The sequence below is a fragment of the Lentzea sp. NPDC004789 genome (assembly GCF_053601075.1).
This window is the reverse complement of the sequence record NZ_JBSGBE010000026.1, coordinates 1-16,412: the sequence shown is the minus strand read 5'-3', so window position 1 is coordinate 16,412 and position 16,412 is coordinate 1. Positions and strand designations below refer to the sequence as shown.

The window sequence follows — 16,412 nt, the reverse complement described above, 5'->3', positions numbered from 1 at the left end:
GGAAGCTGAATTCGTTGATGCGCGGTATCAGTGACGTTGATACCGTTCTGGTCGTGAACCTCGCGCGGCTGGACTTGAACCTGCTCGTGGCGCTGGACGCGTTGCTGCAGCAGCGCAGCGTCACGCGGGCCGCCGAGCAGATGGGGCTGAGCCAGCCCGCGGTGTCGGCCCAGCTCGGCCGGTTGCGCAGGCACTTCCACGACGACCTGCTGGCGCGGTCTGGCAACCAGTACCGGCTCACCCCGCTCGCGCTCCAGCTCAAGGAACGCGTGCGGGCGGTGCTGTCCGGCGCGGAGCGGGTCTTCGCCGCCGAGCCCGACTTCGACCGCGCGTCGTCGACCCGCGAGTTCTCCGTGCTGATCAGCGACTACGCCGTGGCGACCATCGGCTCGACGGTCTCGGCGCTGCTCGCCGCCGAGGCGCCGCGGACCAGACTGCGGATGCACTCCAACACGACCTCGCTCGTCGACGACGCCGCCAGAACCCTCGTCAACACCGACCTCATGATCATCCCGCACGGGTTCGTCGAGGACCTGCCCCACCGCGACCTCTACCGCGACGAGTGGGTGTGCCTCGTCTCGGCGGACAACGACGACGTGGGTGACGCCCTCACCGTCGAGCAACTCGCGACCATGCCGTGGGTGGTCACCTACCACGGGCCCACCGCGTACACGCCCGCCGTGCAACAGCTGCGGATGTCCGGTGTCGAGCCGCACATCCAGGTGGTCACCGAGACGTTCCTGACCGTGCCGGGCCTGGTCCGCGGCACCGGCCGGGTCGCCCTGCTCCAGCGACGTCTCGCGGACCGGGTGCCGGCCGAGCTCGGGGTGCGGGTCCTGGAGTGCCCGGTCGACGTCAGACCGCTGGTGGAGGCCATGTGGTGGCACCCGATGCACGACGACGACCCCGAACATCGTTACCTGCGCGACCTTTTCGTGCGCGCGACCGCGGTCATGACCGGCGACGAGATCCACATCGACGAGGCGGATAGTTCACTTAGGCAGAAGTGATTTCCCCCGGCAGTCGTGCGGTGCCGACACTTCGGCGGTGCCGCGGGTCATCGAGGACCCGCGCCTACCCCACCGGAGAAGCCCGTGTCGGACCACACGCTTTCCGCGCGCCCGGCCGTCGCCCGTGACGCGGACACCGCAGTCGATCCCGCCACCGGCAGACCCGCCGGCACCGCCCAGGCCCTGGTGCTCCTGCTGTCCAGCTGCCTGTCGGTGCTCGGCGCCGTGCTGCTCGCGCCGGTGCTGCCGGCCATCCAGGCCGCGTTCGCCGGCACTCCCGGCGTCGCCACGCTCACGCCCGTCGTGCTGACCGTGCCCGCTCTCGTCATCGGCCTCACCGCGCCGCTGGCCGGCCGCGTCGTCGATCGCCTGGGGCGCAAGCGGTTGCTGGTCGGTGCGCTCGTCATCTACGCGTTCGTCGGCACCGCGCCGCTGTGGCTGCCGTCCCTGCCGCTCGTGGTCGCGAGCCGGGTGCTGGTGGGCCTCACCGAGGCCGCGATCATGACCTGCTGCACCACCCTGCTCGCCGACTACTTCCACGGCGACCGGCGGCAGCGCTACTTCGGGCTCCAGGTCGTCTTCACCACCGTCGCGGCGACCGTGTTCTTCGCCGTCGGCGGTCTGCTCGGCGCGAGCGGGTGGCGGACCCCGTTCTGGCTCTACGCGGTGAGCCTGCCGCTCGCGTTCCTGGCCGCCCGGCACCTCTGGCAGCCGCCGGTCCGGCAGGAGGCGAAGCTGCCGGCGTTGCCCTGGCGGACCTTGCTGCTCCCGGTCGGCGTGAGCCTCGTCGGCGGGCTCGTGTTCTACGTGCTCATCGTCGAACTGTCCTTTGTGCTCGATCACATCGGCGTGCGGTCCACCGCCACGATCGGCGCGGTCAGCGCGATCGGCTCACTCGCCACCGCGATCGCGGCCGCCGCGTTCGCCCGCGTCGCCCGGCTCGGCCCGGCGGTCACCGTCCCGGCCGCGTTCCTGTTGTGCGGACTGGGCGTCCTCGGGCTCGCGGTCACCACCACCGTGCCGGTCGCGATCGTCAGCGCGGTCGTCGCCGGGCTCGGCAACGGCCTGATGCTGCCCTCACTGCTGACCTGGGCGCTGGGCTCGCTGACGTTCGAACAACGCGGCCGGGGAACGGGAATCTGGACCTCTGCGGTGTTCATCGGCCAGTTCGTCTGCCCGCTGGTGGTGCTGGCCCTCGCCGGCGCGTTCGGCGGACTGTCCGCCGCCCTGCTGGCCGTCGGCGCGGTCGCCGTCCTCGTCGCTCTCGGCGTCCGGCTCGTGGCGTCGGCCTAGACCTTCTCGAGCGGGCGGTGCGGCTCTGGCGGCAGCTCCACGCGGATCTCGTCGCCGGGGCGCACGACACCGCCCACGAGCACGATCGACATGATCCCCGCGCGCCGGATCAGCTCACCGTCGGAGCCCTTGCTCACGACCTCCTTGAGCAGGCCCTTGGAGAACCCGTCGATCTGCACGCACGGGTTGCGCAGCCCGGTCACCTCGACCACGGCCTCCGCGCCCAGGTGCAGCAACGTCCCGGTCGGCAGGCCGAGCAGGTCGATGCCGCGCGTGGTGACGTTCTCGCCGATCTCGCCGGGCGCCACGGAGAACCCCTTGCCGCGCAGCTCGTCGAAGAGCTCGGCGTGCATCAGGTGCACCTGGCGCAGGTTCGGCTGGGTCGGGTCCTGGGCCACCCTGGACCGGTGCTTCACCGTGACGCCCTGATGGACGTCACCCTCGACACCAAGTCCCTCCAGCAGCGTGATGCTGTCCCGGACGGGCTTGGTGAACGTGTACTCCTCGCTGCGGCTGACCGCGGTCACAACCCCCATGCACCCGATTGTGCACGATCAGCGGGGTTTGGCCTCGCCTTCGCGGGCAGCGCGTTCGATCGCCCGGCGTACCTCGTCCCACGTGAGGTCACGACCCGTGCCCTGGTCCTGTTGCGCCATTCGGCCCTCCGTCCGGTAGAGCGACGCGGCGGACACGGCGCTGATCAAGGTGCGGTTCGACGTCTCGATTCGGTTCACCCGAACGGCACGACCTGCGCGGATGCGTCAAGCCGTGGAAACGCTCCCACGAACTTCCGGCAAGAGTCTTGACTAATGCTCACGTCAGGCTGTTGACTCCGTCACACCTCGTCGGAACCGGTACCGAAACCGGTTTCAGAGGCGGCGGAAGGAAGTTCGGCATGCGTGTCACGATCGCTGAGGTCGCCCAACGCGCCCAGGTGTCCAAGGCGACCGTGTCACGTGTGCTGAACGGGAAGCCGGACGTCGACGCGAGCACCGCGCAGCGCGTCCGGAAGGTCATCGACGAGATCGGGTACGTGCCGAGCGCACGTGCCGTGGGGCTGGCGAGGGGCCGGACCCGCACGGTCGGCATGCTCGCGCCGTCGCTCACCTGGCCGTGGATGGGTGAGGTCCTGCAGGGCATCGTCGACACCCTTGAGGCCGACGGGTACGGCCTGCTGCTCTACACGATCAACCGCGGGCCGGAGTCGCTGAACCAGTTCGCGAACCACGTCTCCGCCAACGCCTTCGACGGCCTGCTCGTGATCGAACCGCCGGACACGCTGCACTACATCTCCACGCTCTACCGGGCCGGCCTGCCGGTCGTCATGATCGACGACCGCGGCTCGCACCCGGAGTTCCCCTCGGTGACGACGACGAACCGGCAGGGAGGCGCCGACGTCGCGAGGCATCTCGTCGCGGCCGGCCGCCGAAGGTTCGCCGTCGTCACCGGACCACCGCACTTCGGGTGCACTCAGGCGAGGCTGGACGGGTTCCGGCTCGCTTTGGCGGAAGCGGGCCTGACGCTGCACCCGGACCTCATCGTCGACGGCGACTTCACCACCGAGGGCGGCGAGGTCGCCGTCGACAAGCTGATCGCGAGCGGGATCCCGTTCGACGCCGTGTTCGCGCACAACGACCTCTCGGCGGTCGGGGTGCTGCGGGCGCTGCGCGAGGCAGGCCGGGCCGTCCCCGAGGACGTGTCCGTGGTCGGCTTCGACGACGTCCCGGTCGCGGGACACACCGAACCGCGGCTGACGACGATCCGCCAGCCGTCGCGGGAGATGGGGTCCGCGGCCGCGCGGATGCTGCTCTCCACGCTGGAAGGACAGCCGCTGCCGGACCACCCGCTGGTGCTGCCGACCTCGTTGGTCGTGCGCGAATCCGCGCCCTGACCCACCACACCTGAACGAGTTCGCCGGACGACCGCAGTTCGCCCGGCGGGTTCGCCATGCCGTGTACGAGAGCGCTCTCATACACCGTCGTATCGGGAGATCACCCCATGCGCAGAACAATCATCGTCGCGTTGGCACTGGCGCTCGCGGCGACAGGTTGCTCCTCCTCCGGTGGCACGAGCAAGGCCTCCGGTGTGCTGACCGTGGGCATGCCCAACGGGCCGCTGACCGAGAACCACAACCCGTTCCTGCCCACGTCGGCGGCGGGTTCGCTCGGCTACCGCTACGTGATCTACGAACCGCTCGCGTTCGTGAACAACACGCGGCCCGCCCAGGAGCCCGTGCCGTGGCTCGCGACGAAGTGGGACTGGGCGGACAACTACAAGAAGATCACCTTCACGATCCGGGAGAACGTGAAGTGGTCCGACGGCAAGCCGCTCACGGCCGCCGACGTGGCGTTCTCGTACGAGATCCTGAAGAAGTGGCCGGCGCTCAACAACCGCGACTCGCTCAAGGTCGAGACCGCGACCGCGACGCCGGACGGCAAGGTCGAGGTCACGTTCGCGCAGCCGCAGTTCGTGAACCGCAACAAGGTCATCAGCGCGATGGTCGTGCCGCAGCACGTCTGGAGCACCGTCGCGGACCCGACGACCTACACCAACCCGAACCCGGTCGGCACGGGCCCGTACCAGCTGAAGTCGTTCACCTCGCAGACCGTCACGGTCGCCAGGCGCTCCGAGTACTGGCAGGAGCTGCCGAAGGTGCCGGAGATCCAGTACACCTCGTACAACGACAACACCGCGCAGACCACCGCGCTGGCGTCGGGCGCATCGCAGTGGTCGTACGTCTTCATCCCGGACTACCAGAAGCTCTACGTCGACAAGGACCCGAAGAACCACAAGCTGTGGTTCCCCGCGGGCCTCGGCATCCACGGCCTGTGGCTCAACCAGACCGTGGCGCCGTTCGACAACCCGGCGCTGCGGGCGGCGATGAGCGACGTGATCGACCGCGAGGCGATCTTCGTCCGCGGCGAGGCGCGGTTGTTCCCGAAGCTGGAGTCGCCGACCGGAATGCCGCTGCCCGCCGGTGAGTCGTTCCTCGCGCCGGAGTACAGGTCCGCGAAGTTCGAGGTGAACGTCGACAAGGCCAAGCAGAGGCTCACGGCCGCCGGGTTCACTTTGGACGGTGGCGTGCTCAAGGCGCCGAGCGGCAAGCCGGTGACGATCGAGCTCACCAACCCGTCCGGCTGGTCGGACTACCTGACGGTGCTGGACATCATCAAGAGCGACCTGAAGAAGATCGGCATCGAGGCGACCGTGCGCACGCAGACCGCGGACGCGTGGACGACCGACTTCGCGAACGGCGCGTTCCAGGGCTCGCTGCGCTGGACCAACACCGGTGCCACGCCGTACGAGATGTACCAGAACATCATGGACGGCGCGGAGATCAAGCCGATCGGGCAGACCGCCGCGGTGAACTTCGGCCGCTACCACAACCCCGAGGCCACCGCCGCGCTGGCCGAGTACGCGAACGCCGCTGACGACGCGACGCGCGCTCGCAGCCTCGCGGTGCTGCAGAAGATCATGGTCGAGCAGGTGCCGATGATCCCGACCTCCGCCGGCCCGATCGGTGCCGAGTACAGCACCAAGAGCTGGGTCGGCTGGCCGTCCGAGGAGGACCCGTACGGTCCGCCGCAGGCCACGCTGCCCAACGCGCTGCAGATCGTCATGAAGCTGAAGCCGGCGGCATGACCGGCGAAGCGGCACTGGAAGCACGGGGTCTGGTCAAGACCTACAAGCGCGTGCGCGCGGTGCAGGACGTCTCCCTCGTCCTGCGCCGCGGGCGCGTGACCGCGCTGGTCGGGGAGTCGGGATCGGGCAAGTCGACCGTGGCGAAGCTGCTCGCGCGGCTGGTGGAGCCCACCTCCGGCGAGATCCTGCTGGACGGCGAGCGGGTGCGGCGGGTGCGGGAGTACCGGCGCAAGGTCCAGATGGTGTTCCAGGACCCGTTCGCCTCGCTCAACCCGATCCACACGATCCGCTACCACCTGACCCGGCCGTTGAAGATCCACCACCGGCCGGAGACCGTGGAGGAGCTGCTGGCACGGGTGAACCTGCCCGCCGACTTCGCCTCGCGCTACCCGCACGAGCTCTCGGGCGGTCAACGGCAGCGCGTGGCGATCGCGCGGGCGCTGGCGGCCCACCCCGAGGTGCTGCTCGCCGACGAGCCGGTGTCCATGTTGGACGTCTCGATCCGGCTCGGCGTGCTGAACCTGTTGCTGGACCTCAAGGAACGGCTCAGGCTCGCCGTCCTGTACATCACGCACGACATCGCGTCGGCGCGCTACTTCGCCGACGAGACGTTCGTGATGTACGGCGGGCAGATCGTCGAGGGCGGTGACAGCGAGGCCGTGACGCAGCGGCCCGCGCACCCGTACACGCAGCTGCTGATCGAGTCCGCGCCCGATCCGGAACGGTCGGTGGCCGCGCTGGACGCGCCGGTGGAGGAGGCCGCGGCGGTGTCGGCGGGCTGTCAGTTCGCGGCGCGCTGCCCGAAGGTGCAGGCGCGCTGCTGGGTCGAGGCGCCACCGCGATCGGATGTCGGTGCCGGTCACTGGGCGGCGTGCTGGCTCTACGTGGAGGCGGCGGCATGACCTTCCTGCTGCGCCGTGCGCTGTTCTACCTGATCACGTTGTGGGCGGCGATCACGGCGAACTTCCTGCTGCCGCGCCTGCTGCCGGGCGACCCGGTGCAAGCGATGATCACCAAGCTCGGCGGCCGGTTGAACAGCGACGCCATGGCCTCGTTGTACATCCTGTTCGGGCTGGACCAGAAGAAGTCGATCTGGGAGCAGTACGTCGACTACTGGGGTGCGCTGGCGCGCGGTGACCTCGGGCTGTCGTTCACGTTCTTCCCGACACCGGTCGCCGACGTGCTCTCGCAGTCGTTGCCGTGGACGCTCGGCCTGATCGGGGTCACCACGGTCATCGCGTTCCTGCTCGGCACGCTGCTGGGCGTCTACGCGGGGTGGAGGCGCGGTTCGTGGCTCGACAACCTGATCCCGGTGACGACGTTCCTGTCGTCGATCCCGTACTTCTGGCTCGGGCTGATCGCGATCTCCGTGTTCTCCGTGACGTTCCCGCTGCTGCCGGCCTCCGGCGGCTACGCGGCCGGGCTGGTGCCGGAGTGGTCCGGCGAGTTCGTCGGCAGCGTCCTCGAACACGCCGTGCTGCCCGGGATCACGATCGTCATCAGCTCGGTCGCGGGCTGGATCCTGGGCATGCGCAACATGATGGTGACCGTCACGGCGGAGGACTACGTGCTGGTCGCGCGGGCCAAGGGCCTGTCGCAGCGGCGGATCATGTTCGCCTACGCCGCGCGCAACGCGGTGCTGCCGTCGATCTCCGGTTTCGCGCTGTCGCTGGGTTTCATCGTCGGCGGCGCACTGCTGGTCGAGATGGTGTTCTCGTATCCAGGACTCGGGTACGTCCTCTTCCAGGGCATCGGCGCGAAGGACTACCCGCTGATGCAAGGGGTGTTCCTGGTGATCACGCTGGCCGTGCTGGTGGCGAACCTGCTCGCGGACGTCGGCTACCTGCTGCTGGACCCGCGCACGCGGCGGGAGGGCTGATGCGCTCATGAACTTCAAGACTCGGCTGGGCCTCGGCATCCTGGCCTTCTTCACGCTGATCGCCGTGATCGGCTCGTGGATCGCACCCTACGACCCGTCCGCGATGAGCGACGACCTGCTGTCGCCGCCGTCCGGCGCGCACTGGTTCGGCACCACCATGACCGGGCAGGACATCTTCTCCCAGGTGCTCGTCGGCACCAGGGGAGTGATGGTCGTGGGCCTCGTCTGCGGCGTGCTCGCGACGCTGCTGTCCATCCTGGTCGGGGTGACCGCGGGATTCCTCGGTGGCGCGGCCGACGAGGCGTTGTCCGCGCTGTCGAACGTCTTCCTGGTGATCCCGGCATTGCCGCTGATCATCATCGTGGCGTCGATGCTGCCGTCCGCGGACACCGTGCTGATCGCGGCGGTGATCTCGCTGACCGCGTGGGCGTGGGGCGCGCGGGTGCTGCGCGCGCAAACGTTGTCGTTGCGGCGCCGCGACTTCGTGGAGGCCGCGCGGGCCTCCGGTGAGCGCACCTGGCGGATCATCGTGTTCGAGGTGCTGCCGAACCTGATGGCCGTGATCGCGTCCGGGTTCGTCGGCACGGTGATCTTCGCGGTGATGCTGCAGATCACGCTGTCGTTCGTCGGCGTCGTGTCCCTCTCGACCTGGAACTGGGGAACCATCCTGTTCTGGGCGCAGAGCAACCAGGCCCTGGGGCAGGGCGCGTGGTGGTGGTTCGTGCCGGCCGGCCTGTGCATCGCGTTGCTGGGCACGGCGCTGGCGCTGATCAACTTCGGGATCGACGAGTACGCGAATCCCCGGCTGCGGAAGGTGCGCGCATGAGCCCGGTGCTGGAGATCCGCTCGCTGTCGGTGGACTACGGGTCGCTGAGGGCCGTGCACGACGTCTCGCTGTCGCTGGAGGCCGGGGAGGTGCTCGGGCTCGCGGGGGAGAGCGGCAGCGGCAAGTCCACTTTGGCCTACGCCGCCACCCGGCTGCTGCAGCCGCCTGGCCGGGTGCCGTCGGGCGAGGTGCTGTTCAAGGGGCAGGACCTGCTGGCGTTGAGCGAACGGCAGCTGCGGGAGCTGCGGTGGACCGAGATCGCCATCGTGTTCCAGGGGGCGATGAACGCGCTGAACCCCGTGCTCTCGGTCGGTGCGCAGATCGACGACGTGCTGCGAGCCCACCGGCCGGCGATGACCCGTGCCGCGCGGGCCGATCGCGGGCGCGAGCTGCTGTCGCTGGTCGGCATCCCGGTGGACCGCCTGTCGTCGTACCCGCACCAGCTCTCCGGAGGGATGCGGCAGCGCGTGATGATCGCGATGGCACTGGCGCTGGAACCGGAGATCGTGATCATGGACGAGCCCACCACCGCGCTGGACGTGGTGGTGCAGCGGCAGATCCTCGGGCAGATGATGAGGCTGCGCGAGAGCCTGGGCTTCTCGGTCGTCTTCATCACCCACGACATCTCGCTGCTGGTCGAGTTCTCCGACCGCATCGCGATCATGTACGGCGGGCGGGTGGTGGAGGAGGCGCCGGCGGCCGAGCTCTACCGGGCGGCGAGGCACCCGTACAGCCAGGGCCTGCTCGGGTCGTTCCCGGCGTTGCGGGGGCCGAGGCGGGAGCTGCGGGGAATTCCCGGGTCGCCGCCGGACCTGCGGTCCATGCCGTCCGGGTGCCCCTTCCACCCGCGTTGTCCTTCGGCGATGGACGTGTGCGGAGAGCGGATGCCGTCGTTGGACGTGGTCGGCGGGCGGCGGGTCGCCTGCTGGTTGGAGGACGTGCGTGTCTGAGGTGACCGCGGGGCTGCCCGCCGGGTTCCGCTGGGGTGTCGCCACCTCGGCCTACCAGATCGAAGGGGCCTTCGACGAGGACGGGCGGACACCGTCCATCTGGGACACCTTCGCCCGGCGGCCGGGAGCGGTGGCCAACGGGGAGAACGGGGACGTGGCCTGCGATCACTACCACCGGATGCCCTCCGACGTCGCGATGATCGCTCGCCTCGGCGTCGACGTGTACCGGTTCTCGGTGTCCTGGCCGCGCGTTCAGCCCGGCGGCCGTGGACCGGTGAACCTCAAGGGGGTGGACTTCTACTCGCGGCTGGTCGACGAGCTGCTGGAGAAGGGGGTCGATCCCTGGCTGACGTTGTACCACTGGGATCTGCCGCAGGAACTGGAGGACGCCGGCGGGTGGCCGCAGCGGGACACCGCCTATCGGTTCGCCGAGTACGCGGGGCTGGTGCACGACGCGCTGGGCGATCGGGTGCCCACCTGGACGACGTTGAACGAGCCCTGGTGCTCGGCGATGCTCGGGTACGAGACCGGGCGGCACGCGCCGGGGCGGCGGAACTTCGGTGATGCCGTGCGGGCGGTGCACCACCTGTTGCTGGGGCACGGGCTGGCGGTTCAGGAGTTGCGGTCCCGCGGGGTCTCGTCGCTGGGGATCACGCTGAACATGGGGGTGCACTCGCCTGCTTCCGACGATCCCCGGGACGTGGACGCGGCTCGGCGTGCGGACGGGCTCGGCACCCGGATCTACCTGGACCCGCTGGTGCACGGGCGGTACCCGGAGGACGTGCTGGCCGACGTCGCCGAGCGCGGGGCCGAGGTTCCCGTGCGGTCCGGGGACCTGGGGATCATCGCCGCGCCGATCGACGTGCTGGGGGTCAACTACTACACGTCCCACGTGCTGAAGGCGACCGCGGAGCCCGGGGTGGCGGAGGTCGTGCCGCAGGGGCGGGCGGTCACCGCGATGGGGTGGGAGATCGTTCCGGAGGGTTTCACGTCTCTGCTGGTGCGGTTGCAGCAGGACTACGGGATGCCGATGGTGATCACCGAGAACGGGGCGGCGTTCGAGGACCTGGACGTCGAGGACGGGTACGTCGCCGACGTGGATCGCGTCGCGTACCTGGCCGCGCACATCTCGGCGGTGGCCGATGCGGTGCGGGCCGGGGCGGACGTGCGCGGTTATCTCGCCTGGTCGCTCATGGACAACTTCGAGTGGGGCCACGGGTACGCCAAGCGGTTCGGCCTCGTCCGGGTCGACTACGAGACCCAGGTGCGGACGTGGAAGCGGAGTGCGCAGTGGTACCGGGACCTGATCACCCGGTCCCGGGGGTAGCCTCCACACTGACTAAGGTATGCCTAAGTTAAGTTGGGGTTGCTTAGAGGAGGCAGGGATGACGAACCCGTTCGAGGATCCCCAGGGGCGGTTCTTCGTGCTGGTCAACGAGGAGCAGCAGCACTCGTTGTGGCCCACCTTCGCCGAGGTGCCCGCCGGGTGGACGAAGGTCTTCGGCGAGGAGAGCCGGGAGGCGTGCCTGCAGTACGTGGAGGAGAACTGGACGGATCTGCGTCCGGCGTCCATCCGGTGAGGTGAGGCTTCCGCGGCGGTGGCGACGGCCACCGCCTTTTTTTGCGTGCTATGGTTCATTACATGAGTAACGAACCAAGGAAGTAGTCATGTTCGACGACCGGAGCCCCATCTACCGGCAGATCGCGGACCGGATCAAGGCGGACGTGCTCAGCGGGGCGTTGAAGGCGGACGAGCAGGTCATGTCGACCAACCAGTACGCGGCGTACTACCGGATCAACCCGGCCACCGCGGCCAAGGCGTTTCAGCAGCTCGTCGACGAGAAGGTGCTCTACAAGAAGAGGGGGATCGGGATGTTCGTGAGCACGGAGGCTCGCGACATGTTGCGGGCACAGGGGAGGGAGACCTTCTTCGGCGAGGTCGTGGATCCGATGGTCGCGGAGGCGCGGGCCATCGGGATTCCGCTCGCCGACGTCATCCGTCGCATCGAGCAGCACCAGAACGGAGCCGTGTGATGCGCGTTGACGTGCAGGGGCTGACGGTGCGCTACGGCAGCGTCACCGCGGTCGACGACATGAGCTTCTCCTTGTCCGGCAACAAGATCTACGGTCTGCTGGGGCGCAACGGTTCCGGCAAGACGAGTCTGATGTCGGTGCTCGCCGGATATCGGAAGCCGGCCGGGTCCGTCGAGCTCGACGGGGTGCCGGTGTTCGAGAACGCCGCGGCGATGCGGCAGGTGTGCCTGGTGCGGCACACGCCCGACGCCGCGTGCAAGGGGGACAAGGTCTCGTACGTCCTCGAGTACGGCGCTGCGTGGCGGGAGACGTGGGACAACGACTTCGCGCTGGAACTGGCCGAGCTCTTCAAGCTCTCGTTGAAGGCCAAGGCGGGGGAGCTGTCGCTGGGGCAGCGGTCGGCGCTGGGGGTGGTGATCGGGCTGGCCAGCCGGTCGCCGTTGACGATGTTCGACGAGTCGCACCTCGGCATGGACACGCCGACGCGGTACGCGTTCTACGACGCGCTGCTCAACGACTTCATGGCGCATCCGCGGACGATCATCGTCTCCACGCACCTGATCGAGGAGCTGGCCTCGCTGCTGGAGGAGGTCGTGATCATCGACGGCGGGCGGCTCGTGTTGCAGGAGGAGGCCGACGTGCTGCGGTCGCGCGGCACCGAGGTGACCGGGAACGCCGCTGACGTCGACGAGTTCACCGCCGGGCTGACCGTGTTGAGCGAGAAGTCGTTGGGGCGCACCAAAGCCGCGATGGTGTACGGCACCCTGGACGACGCGCGGCTGATCCGGGCGCGGCAGCTCGGGCTGGAGCTGGGGCCGATCGCGTTGCAGGACCTGTTCGTGCACCTCACCGAACCGGTCGGGGGTGTGCTGTGAAGATCTTCCGGCACCTCACGACGACGCTGGTGACGTACTGCGCGATGGTCGCGGCCGGGACCTTCGCCTTCGCCGTGGTGGTCACGTTCGCCGTCTCGGCCTTCCGCGACGTGGAGATCAGCGCGTGGAACGTCGTCACCTCGCAGCTCGCGCGCTGGTTCCTGTTCTGGGTCGGCATCTACGTGATCCACAACGTGCTGCCGATCGCCATCGCGCACGGTCGCACGCGGCGCGAGTTCCTCCTTGCGGCGTCCGGGTTCTCGGTGGTGCTCGCGCTCGCGATGACGTTGCTGGAGTGGCTGGGGTTCCTGGCCGAGGGCGGGATCTACGCGCTGATGGGCTGGCACGCCGAGGAGCACGGCACACCGGTCGCGTACTTCCTGATGTTCCTGGTCTGGTGCGTGGTCGGGATGTTCTGCGCGGCCTCGTTCGACCGGTTCGGCGCGGGCGGCGTCTTCTCGATCCCCGTCGGGCTGGCGGCCGCGATCATCACGACGGTGCGGATTCCCGGATCGGGCAACCTGCCGTTCATCCGCAACATCCCGTCCCTGCTCGGAGCTGGCTGGCACGTCGCGTCGGCGGCGGCGTTCCTGATCGTGCTGGCCGGGACGTGGGCCGTCGTGCGGGACGCGCCGGTCCGCGTGCGCACGGACTGACGGCAGGCCCGGAAGGTGTTTCACGCCAACGACCTCCGTCCCACGCGTGCGGCTGCCGGTCGTAAGCCGCGTAACCCAACCGCTCGTACAGCGCGCGAGCGCGAGGATTGCTCTCCTCAACGCCCAGCTAGTCAGATCACGCACCGACAGCTTCACGACTCCTGATGATCAGCGTGACCACCATCGCGAACGCCGGCAACGGAACTTCCGCGAGGCGACGGCGTCAGGGCGTACCGGTGATCGAGACGCGGGCCGGCGGTGAGACGTCGAACGCCTCGCTGACCGCCTCGACCTCGATGCTCGCGGTCTCGCCCGGCGCCAACGGGATCGCGGGCACGAAGTACGCGTCACCGGTGGTCCCGCCGAGGAAGATCCGCTCGGTCCCGGTCCACCGGTGGACCCGGTACTGCCGCACGGCACCGGGCGCCCGCTCCCAGGTGAGCCGTGCCGACACCGTCGTGGCGTTGGTGCGGCTCACCTGCTCGACCTGCACGTTCGACGGCGCCTTTGGTGGCGTCATGACCGGGTCGGTGACCGCGACGCGGCCGATCAACGCGGTCACCGCGGCCCCTGGCAGCACGCGCAGGGTGATCTCGGTCAGCGTCGCGCCGGCGTGCTCGCCGAGCGGGAACACGCTGCGCCGCCACGCCCCGCTGACCCCGCCGAGGTCCAGGACCTTCTCGATCGCGCCGATCCGCAGCACCGCCTGCAGCCGTGACGGCCCGGCGCCGGTGCGGTGGACGATCTCGAACTGGCTGTCGCCGGTGAGCTTCACCGACGTGGCGAACAGCCGGACGTCGTTGGCGGACACCGGAGTGCCGGTGATCTTCAGTGCGGTGCCACCGTCGTACGGGTCGTCCCAGTCGAGCGAGGGCACCACCTTCGTGCCGGTGCCGGTGACGCTCCACCGCCACGTGGGCAGCACGTCCTGCAACGACAGGTTGTTCCACGCCTGCGTCGAGCGCACGGTTCCGTTGACCGCGAACTTCTTCCCGTGCCCGGTGTTGAAGTTCGTGACGAACGGCAGCGAGGTGATCGGCGTCAGCTCGGTGATGTAGTGGGCGACGCCCTTCCACGCGGCGGTCGTCGTGGTGTTGGCGGGGTCGCCGTTCGGGCCGACCCAGAACCTGTTGTCCCGCGCGTAGAAGTCGGCGGGGCCCGTCGCCGACTTGAACGTCCACTCCGGACGGTAGAAGCCGAGGGACGTCGTGTGCGGCCTGCCCTCGGGGAAGACGGACGTCCAGCCGACGCTCGTGTTGTACCCGTTCGCCTCGACGTCCACCCCGGACGCGAGGTCGTACGGGCTGCGGTTCAGCTGCCTGGCCAGCGCGGCGGAGCTCGCCGGGCCCTGGGTGCTCCACCAGAAGTTGAGGAACATCTCGTCGGACTGCTCGAAGAACATCCGGTTCCGCGCGGTCAGCGCGTTCTGCCAGGAGACGCTGCCGGTGTCGGTCATCGCGTCGTACCAGATGATCCGCAACCCGCTCTTGCGGATGTACCCGATGAAGTCGCGCATGTCCTGCGCGAGCTGGGTGTTGCCGCCCGCGGTCTCCTGGTTGAGGAACCAGCCGTCGAACCCGTAGTACCGCGCGGCCTGGATCATCTTGTCCGCCACCGGGAACCGGTCGCCCTCGCGCTTGACGAAGTCGCGCACCCACTGGAGCTGGCCGCCATATGCCGTCGGCGGGAGGAACACGTTGCCGAGCACGCGCACGCCGTTGCGGTGCGCGGCGTCCGTGACGGTCGGGTTCGGCGCGAGGATCAGGCCCTCGGACGCGGAACCGCCCCAGAACACCAGTTCGTCGATGTACTGCCAGTAGTTCGTGGCGTAGTAGTTCATGTCGAGCGAGCCCTGGGACGGGTTGTTGCTCGTCGGCGCGTACGCCACCAACGCCTGCACTCGCGCCTCTCCGGCGTGGGCGTGCGCGTTGGCCGGTCTGGCCGGGACGACACGTTTCGCCAGTGGCACCGTGCTGCGGTTGTACTTCGCGTCGCGGTCCGTCGCCGGGTCCCAGTCGAGGATGGTGGCCGGGTGCCAGTACGACGCGTACGGCTGGGCGACCGCCTCGGCGGACGCGGGAGTCTCGGACAGCAGACCGGTCAACGCCGCCGTCGAGCTCAGAACGAGGAACTGTCTGCGAGTGGGCACGCGGTTCACCCTTGTGCGCCACGGGATTCGTCGCATACCGCCTCTACGGTGACTGCACCGGACGACAATTCGCCGATCTGCTGCTCTCGGTAACCGAGTTCACATCCATGCAACATGACCCTGGTCTTACCTACTCGCGAGTAGGTAGCATGTGATCGCCGTCGCACTTGGTTCCCTGCCAACCAATCGAGGTGTATTAGTCGTGCGCGTCAAAGCTGTGCTTGCGGCGCTCGTGCTGGCGCTGGTCCCGGCCACCGCCAACGCGGCGGCCAACCCCTACGAAAGAGGCCCGGCTCCCACCGCGGCCTCGGTGGAGGCCGCCAGAGGCACCTTCGCCGTCACCCAGGTCACCGTTCCCGTGCAGACGGGGTTCGGTGGCGGCACCATCTACACCCCCACCAGTGACCTCACCTTCGGTGCGATCGCGGTCTCACCCGGATTCCTCGCACCCCAGTCGGCCATCGCCCACTTCGGCCCGCGGCTCGCGTCGTACGGGTTCGTGGTGATCACCATCGACACCCTGTCCGGCTGGGACGACCCGGACAGCCGGGGCCGTCAGCTCCTCGCGGCACTCGACTACGTGGTCGCCCACGACACCCACGTCGACGCCTCGCGCCTCGCCGTGATGGGCCACTCCATGGGCGGCGGCGGCACCCTGCGCGCCGCCGCGACGCGTCCCGCCCTGCAGGCCGCCGTTCCGCTGGCTCCCTGGAGCGTCACCAAGAACTGGTCGACGGTCAAGGTGCCGACCATGGTGCTCGGCGGCCAGAACGACGCCGTCGCCCCGGAAGCCCAGCACGCGTTGCCGTTCTACAACTCGATGACGGCCGCACCGGAGAAGGCCTTCCTGGAGTTGCGCGGCGGCAACCACTCCGCCCCGGCCAGTGACAACGTGACCGTCCGCAAGTACACGCTGTCGTGGCTGAAGCGGTTCGTGGACGACGATCTGCGCTACGACCAGTTCCTGTGCCCGCCGCCGGCACCGAACACCGCCATCTCCGACTACAAGGACACCTGCCCGCACGCCTGACCCGATGCGAAAGGGCCGCACCGGAGAAGGCCTTCCTGGAGTTGCGCGGCGGCAACCACTCCGCCCCG

Annotated in this window: 17 protein-coding genes; 14 read left to right on the top strand and 3 right to left on the bottom strand. The window is 69.1% G+C overall.

Features of this window, described 5'->3' with window-relative positions; all coding sequences use genetic code 11:
- Nucleotides 1-53 precede the first annotated feature (53 nt).
- Nucleotides 54-1,010: a LysR family transcriptional regulator gene (locus ACWEIJ_RS39730; protein WP_449842443.1), complete on the top strand. Its 957-nt coding sequence runs from the start codon at nt 54-56 to the stop codon at nt 1,008-1,010.
- Nucleotides 1,011-1,094: 84 nt separating this feature from the next.
- Nucleotides 1,095-2,303: an MFS transporter gene (locus ACWEIJ_RS39725; RefSeq protein ID WP_449842442.1), complete on the top strand. Its 1,209-nt coding sequence runs from the start codon at nt 1,095-1,097 to the stop codon at nt 2,301-2,303.
- On the opposite strand, the gene ACWEIJ_RS39720 is transcribed toward ACWEIJ_RS39725, so the two are convergent.
- A complete protein-coding gene (locus tag ACWEIJ_RS39720) occupies nt 2,300-2,839 on the bottom strand; it encodes an MOSC domain-containing protein (RefSeq protein ID WP_449842441.1) in 540 nt (179 codons plus the stop codon). The genes ACWEIJ_RS39725 and ACWEIJ_RS39720 overlap by 4 nt on opposite strands.
- An 18-nt stretch (nt 2,840-2,857) precedes the next feature.
- Complete coding sequence (locus ACWEIJ_RS39715) at nt 2,858-3,037, bottom strand: hypothetical protein (protein ID WP_449842440.1); 180 nt, start codon at nt 3,035-3,037, stop codon at nt 2,858-2,860.
- Between the two features lie 161 nt (nt 3,038-3,198).
- On the opposite strand from ACWEIJ_RS39715, the gene ACWEIJ_RS39710 reads away from it, so the two are divergent.
- From ACWEIJ_RS39710 to ACWEIJ_RS39660, 11 genes are all read left to right on the top strand, one after another.
- Entirely contained in the window at nt 3,199-4,194 is a 996-nt protein-coding gene (locus tag ACWEIJ_RS39710) for a LacI family DNA-binding transcriptional regulator (protein WP_449842439.1), read from the top strand.
- 107 nt (nt 4,195-4,301) lie between these two features.
- Nucleotides 4,302-5,945: an ABC transporter substrate-binding protein gene (locus ACWEIJ_RS39705; RefSeq protein ID WP_449842438.1), complete on the top strand. Its 1,644-nt coding sequence runs from the start codon at nt 4,302-4,304 to the stop codon at nt 5,943-5,945.
- Nucleotides 5,942-6,847, top strand: coding sequence for an ABC transporter ATP-binding protein (locus ACWEIJ_RS39700; RefSeq protein ID WP_449842437.1), 906 nt, complete (start codon nt 5,942-5,944; stop codon nt 6,845-6,847). Before ACWEIJ_RS39705 ends, ACWEIJ_RS39700 begins: the two co-directional genes overlap by 4 nt.
- A complete protein-coding gene (locus tag ACWEIJ_RS39695) occupies nt 6,844-7,824 on the top strand; it encodes an ABC transporter permease (protein WP_449842436.1) in 981 nt (326 codons plus the stop codon). Before ACWEIJ_RS39700 ends, ACWEIJ_RS39695 begins: the two co-directional genes overlap by 4 nt.
- 7 nt (nt 7,825-7,831) lie before the next feature.
- Nucleotides 7,832-8,650, top strand: a complete 819-nt coding sequence (locus ACWEIJ_RS39690; RefSeq protein ID WP_449842435.1) for an ABC transporter permease — start codon at nt 7,832-7,834, stop codon at nt 8,648-8,650.
- Nucleotides 8,647-9,600, top strand: coding sequence for an ABC transporter ATP-binding protein (locus tag ACWEIJ_RS39685; protein WP_449842434.1), 954 nt, complete (start codon nt 8,647-8,649; stop codon nt 9,598-9,600). Before ACWEIJ_RS39690 ends, ACWEIJ_RS39685 begins: the two co-directional genes overlap by 4 nt.
- Nucleotides 9,593-10,927 (top strand): GH1 family beta-glucosidase, encoded by a 1,335-nt coding sequence (locus tag ACWEIJ_RS39680; protein ID WP_449842433.1) that lies wholly within the window; start codon nt 9,593-9,595, stop codon nt 10,925-10,927. The genes ACWEIJ_RS39685 and ACWEIJ_RS39680 overlap by 8 nt, the downstream gene beginning before the upstream one ends.
- A 58-nt stretch (nt 10,928-10,985) precedes the next feature.
- Nucleotides 10,986-11,180, top strand: a complete 195-nt coding sequence (locus ACWEIJ_RS39675) for an MbtH family protein (protein WP_449842432.1) — start codon at nt 10,986-10,988, stop codon at nt 11,178-11,180.
- 88 nt (nt 11,181-11,268) lie between these two features.
- Nucleotides 11,269-11,634, top strand: a complete 366-nt coding sequence (locus ACWEIJ_RS39670) for a GntR family transcriptional regulator (protein ID WP_449842431.1) — start codon at nt 11,269-11,271, stop codon at nt 11,632-11,634.
- Nucleotides 11,634-12,509: an ATP-binding cassette domain-containing protein gene (locus ACWEIJ_RS39665; protein WP_449842430.1), complete on the top strand. Its 876-nt coding sequence runs from the start codon at nt 11,634-11,636 to the stop codon at nt 12,507-12,509. Before ACWEIJ_RS39670 ends, ACWEIJ_RS39665 begins: the two co-directional genes overlap by 1 nt.
- On the top strand, nt 12,506-13,165 hold the full coding sequence (locus ACWEIJ_RS39660; protein ID WP_449842429.1) for a hypothetical protein: 660 nt from the start codon (nt 12,506-12,508) through the stop codon (nt 13,163-13,165). The genes ACWEIJ_RS39665 and ACWEIJ_RS39660 overlap by 4 nt, the downstream gene beginning before the upstream one ends.
- Before the next feature lie 223 nt (nt 13,166-13,388).
- On the opposite strand, the gene ACWEIJ_RS39655 is transcribed toward ACWEIJ_RS39660, so the two are convergent.
- Nucleotides 13,389-15,314: an endo-beta-N-acetylglucosaminidase gene (locus tag ACWEIJ_RS39655; protein WP_449842428.1), complete on the bottom strand. Its 1,926-nt coding sequence runs from the start codon at nt 15,312-15,314 to the stop codon at nt 13,389-13,391.
- A gap of 202 nt (nt 15,315-15,516) precedes the next feature.
- Here ACWEIJ_RS39655 and ACWEIJ_RS39650 point away from each other — a divergent pair, with 202 nt between their 5' ends.
- The gene (locus tag ACWEIJ_RS39650; RefSeq protein ID WP_449842427.1) at nt 15,517-16,344 is read left to right on the top strand and encodes a dienelactone hydrolase family protein; all 828 of its coding nucleotides are present in this window, start codon (nt 15,517-15,519) and stop codon (nt 16,342-16,344) included.
- Nucleotides 16,345-16,412: the final 68 nt, after the last annotated feature.

Coding starts and splice junctions, on each gene's coding strand:
- ACWEIJ_RS39675 (WP_449842432.1), top strand. CDS start 10,986: ATGACGAACCCGTTCGAGGATCCCCAGGGGCGGTTCTTCGTGCTGGTC.
- ACWEIJ_RS39695 (WP_449842436.1), top strand. CDS start 6,844: ATGACCTTCCTGCTGCGCCGTGCGCTGTTCTACCTGATCACGTTGTGG.
- ACWEIJ_RS39690 (WP_449842435.1), top strand. CDS start 7,832: ATGAACTTCAAGACTCGGCTGGGCCTCGGCATCCTGGCCTTCTTCACG.
- ACWEIJ_RS39665 (WP_449842430.1), top strand. CDS start 11,634: ATGCGCGTTGACGTGCAGGGGCTGACGGTGCGCTACGGCAGCGTCACC.
- ACWEIJ_RS39705 (WP_449842438.1), top strand. CDS start 4,302: ATGCGCAGAACAATCATCGTCGCGTTGGCACTGGCGCTCGCGGCGACA.
- ACWEIJ_RS39710 (WP_449842439.1), top strand. CDS start 3,199: ATGCGTGTCACGATCGCTGAGGTCGCCCAACGCGCCCAGGTGTCCAAG.
- ACWEIJ_RS39720 (WP_449842441.1), bottom strand. CDS start 2,839: ATGGGGGTTGTGACCGCGGTCAGCCGCAGCGAGGAGTACACGTTCACC.
- ACWEIJ_RS39670 (WP_449842431.1), top strand. CDS start 11,269: ATGTTCGACGACCGGAGCCCCATCTACCGGCAGATCGCGGACCGGATC.
- ACWEIJ_RS39685 (WP_449842434.1), top strand. CDS start 8,647: ATGAGCCCGGTGCTGGAGATCCGCTCGCTGTCGGTGGACTACGGGTCG.
- ACWEIJ_RS39700 (WP_449842437.1), top strand. CDS start 5,942: ATGACCGGCGAAGCGGCACTGGAAGCACGGGGTCTGGTCAAGACCTAC.